The sequence below is a fragment of the Brachyspira catarrhinii genome (genome assembly GCF_005518285.1).
GTDB classification, from domain to species: domain Bacteria; phylum Spirochaetota; class Brachyspiria; order Brachyspirales; family Brachyspiraceae; genus Brachyspira; species Brachyspira catarrhinii.
Window position 1 is genome coordinate 1 of record NZ_SJDU01000192.1, and the last position, 4,341, is coordinate 4,341.

Consider the following 4,341-nt stretch of genomic DNA (forward strand, 5'->3'; position numbering starts at 1 on the left):
CAAGTTCCGTTTTCCGCCGATAGACATGGAATGGCTTTTTTAAAGATTTTTATTTTATTAGGTTGCTCCAAATTTCCAAGATTATAATATTTTTTGTTTATTTGGTTGGTATAACATCTATTTATATTTCCTTCGCAGTCTATGAAAAAAAAGTTGTATCCAGCATAACATAAATTGCTAAATGAATAACAATTTTCTCTAAAATCATTTGAATTATTTTCAAATTCAACTTTCATATTAATTCCTTTTTCCAAGTTCATTAACTCCGATAAGTCATTTTGCGTATGAGCGTTTTTTAATTTTAATATGGTGAAGAAATCTAAATAATATTCTTTTTGTAAATCTGCTATTTTTTTTATCTTATTTAATATCTCTTTTATATTGTTGATTTTACATAAATCTGCAGATATGCTTAAATAACCAAGATTTTCGCCAGCAGACAAGACTATTTCTTTTAATTTTTCAATATCGATTGAGTAATCCATTATAATATTTATGGTATTAAGAGGTTTCGACAATTCTTTAATTAAAGTTTGTATATTAGAATTATTGAAGGCTTCTATTCCGCTAAAAGTAATATCGTTTATTTTCCCGTTAAGCGTTTGAATGAAATTTGGTAAATTTATAAGAGTTTTTTCGGGTAAAATTTTATTTTGAAAATAGATATTGATATGAATATAATTTTTATAAGGTTGATGAATATCTTGTCTGTTATATAATTTTTTGATTACATTCTTAAAACGATATTTTTTAGCTTCTTTAATTAAAAGTTTTCTCATTTCTGGTATAAATTTGTTTAAACTATGATTACTTCTGATATATTCTATTGAAGAATAGGCTTTTTTAGAGTATAAATCATCATCTAACATAAATTTTTCTATAGCGGGAATAAATTTATAGACTTTATCATAGCCATCTCCTAATATTTCACCTATATATTGCCCAAATCTTTCTGGTAAATTTTCGTTATTTAAACAGCTTACTATTAAAGTTCCATATTGAAGCGATTCTAACCAGGATAAAGGAATTCCTTCCCATATAGAGCAGTTTATTAATAATCTCGATTCTTTTAATAATTTTTCTTTATCTTCTCCTTCCAAATGTCCTAAAAAATGTAAATTATCAATATTACCGTTTATATATTTTTCTAAAACTTTTTTATTTATATCTTCATCTCTAAAAAACTTACCGATTACATAAAAATCGTATTGAGGCATATTTTTTGCAATTTCACAGTAAATCCAAACTCTTTTTTGAGCTTCAAGTCTAGCTAAAAATACGCATTGTTTCTTTTTAAGAGAAATATCAAATTTATATTTATAATCTATATTTATTGGGTTTGGCATATATTTTATTTTTATATCATTAGGTAGATAATATAATTCCTTTGCATAATTATTAAGAGAGTAGCCTTGCGATATAAATTTAATCTTTTTTTGTTGGGTAAGATAATTTATTAATGCTATTACATTTTTATCGATGGTGAGTGGGTCTTGAGCTATATTAACTGATTTTCTTTTTATTTCATATAAATTTTTAGGACGCGGGTCTTGTATCCAAAAAATAAGAGGTTTACTTTTTACTATATTTAGTATTTCGTAACTTTTGTAGGTAATTTCGATGCTCATAAAAATATCATAATTTTGTTGTGAGAGCCATTTTTTGCAAAATTCTATATTTTTAGGCAGACGGTATAATAAAATATTGTCAACTTTTGTAGTTTCAACTTCTTTTAAATCTTCTTTCATTTCAAGTAACACATCTATTTGAATATTTTCATTTGGAATATATTTCGTTAAATAGTTTCTTGCTAAAAATCCGTATCCTCCAAAAGCCGTGCCGCTCGCTCCAAAAAATTCGTCTACCAATAAACCTACTTTAATATTTTTCATAATTCAACATCTTGTAATTAGTTAACATAATGCTATTTATCGGAACATAAACTATTAAATTATGATTAAATAAGGACTATTTTTTTGGAAAACTACTATTTTTTAAATTAATATGCTCATAAATAATACAAATAATGTTTATATTTAACTGTTGACATTTTATTTCTTGTATGTTATAATAGCTTTTATTATAAATTATTGAGTTTGCATATTCCGATAAATAGCATTATGTTAACTTAAACTATGGTTAAATATTAAATTATAGATTTAATAAAAATTTTTCATTTGTATTTTTCTGCGATTATTCTTTGATTTATTTCTTTTGCTATTTCTATTATTTTTCTTTTTATTAGTTTTACTTTTCTTCAAAAAATCTCTTCCGTAAATAATATCGTCTCTATCAAAATTATTGTCGAATTCGTCAGAAGGAATAAAATCTATAAATAATTCTTTTAGATTGACTTTATAAACCGTTATTCTTATTTTATCTCCCAAAGTAAACCATTTTCCTTCCGATTCGCTATATGCCACTTGCTCTTTTTCGTCAAATCTGTAATGCGATTTTAAGATAGCGTATCTTATCAGACCTTCTATTCCTCGCTCTTCTATTTCCACAAATATTCCAAATTTCGTCACTCCGCTTATTATTCCGTTATATTCATTTCCGACTTTATCTTTCATAAAACGAACGGCTTTCACTTTATTTAAAGCTCTCTCGCATTCGATTGCAACTCTTTCGGTTTTCGAGCAGTTTTGAGCGGCGTTATTAAACATTTTTTGCATTGAAGGTTTAAGATTTTTCAATTCTTCTTCCAATACCAATTTCAATAATCTATGAGTGAGCAAATCGGTATATCTTCTAATTGGCGATGTGAAATGAGTATAATATTCAAAACCAAGCCCAAAATGTCCGATATTATTCGTGTCGTAAACCGCCTGTTTCATCGAACGCAAAAGCAAAGTGAGAAGCAATTTTTCGTCTGGCTTTCCAATTATAGATTCTATAAAAGAATTAAAATCCATATTTCCTTCGGCATCTTTAATTAATTTATATCCTCTATTGTAGGCGATTCTGCTAAATGTATCCAATTTTTCTTTATCGGGAAAATCATGAACTCTATAAATAGCGCCTTTTATATTTTTTAATTTTTTAGCCACTTCGCAATTTGCAAGAAGCATCAATTCTTCGACTATTTTATGAGTTTCTTTTCTTTCGGCAATAAAAAAATCTTTCGGGTTTCCGTCTTTGTCGAGTATAATTTTAGTTTCGTTTAAATTAAATTCTATACTTCCGTTTTCAATTCTTTTTTTTAGTAATATTTCTTTTACTTCGTTCGCTTCTTTCAATAATTTTTTTAGCCATTCTTCATCGTTTTCAATTTCGTCCAAAATATCTTGAGCGTAATCGTAGGTTAATCTTCTGTCGGACTTTATAACGCTTTTATAAAATTCGCTTTCTCTCACATTTCCTTTATAGTCGATATTTATAAAAACTGTCATTGCAAATCTGCTTACTCCTTCATTTAAGGAGCAAATTCCGTTTGAAAGTTCATGCGGAAACATTGGATAAACTTTGTCTATCAAATAAACGCTGTTTCCTCTTTTTCTTGCCTCTCTGTCGAGCGCGCTTCCCATGTCGACAAAATGGCTGACATCCGCAATATGAACTCCAATTTTATAACCGTCTTTTAATTTTTCTATACTTATCGCGTCGTCAAAATCTTTTGAATCCGCTCCGTCTATCGTCACGGTTTTCAAATCTCTTAAATCGATTCTGTCAAATTCGAGAGGTTCGTTTTCCAAATTTTCTGGCAACAATTTCGTTTCGTCCAAACATTTTTTAGGGAATTCGGTAGAAATATTGTAAGCTTTTGCTATCAATTCGGCGTCTTTTTTCGGATTATTTATATCTATTTTTATATCTGGTTTTGGAATAGATTTTTTAATATCCGTTTTTTTATCCGAACTTTTTTTGACAAAATTTTTTTTATTTGAATTTTTATTATATTTAATCGATTTTTTTTCTTTGTTAGGTTTATTGTTATTAACTTTATTTTTTTTACTTTTCTGCTTTTTCAAATTTTAATTTTCCTTTCAAATGTTTATTATGATAGAATACTATTTATGATATTTTTTAATTATAGCAATAATATTTTATAATGTCAAATTGTTTAATATGAATTTTTTTATATAACCTATTGACATAATTTTAAAAAGTTGTATAATATTTATTAATTGATATTTAAATTAATTGTGCTGATAAAATTTTTGTCATTACGATGGCAAAGCCTGAAGTAATCTATTATGTTGGATTGCTTCGTTTGGCAACATGCCCGCTTCACTCTGTGGGCTTTTAGCCTAGTGCACTCGCAATGACAATAAAATTTAAAAAAAATTTTATTTTAAGGGTTGACAAATTTTTTAAATATTGTATAATTTGAAAATATTT

General features: G+C 26.8%; 2 protein-coding genes. Both read right to left on the minus strand.

Annotation, left to right across the window (positions count from 1 at the left end):
- Positions 1 to 1,892: glycosyltransferase family 4 protein (locus EZH24_RS07735; protein WP_137998541.1), on the minus strand; the 1,892-nt coding region annotated here is incomplete at its 3' end.
- A gap of 267 nt (positions 1,893 to 2,159) precedes the next feature.
- Complete coding sequence (locus EZH24_RS07740) at positions 2,160 to 3,971, minus strand: ribonuclease R family protein (protein WP_137998542.1); 1,812 nt, start codon at positions 3,969 to 3,971, stop codon at positions 2,160 to 2,162.
- Positions 3,972 to 4,341: the final 370 nt, after the last annotated feature.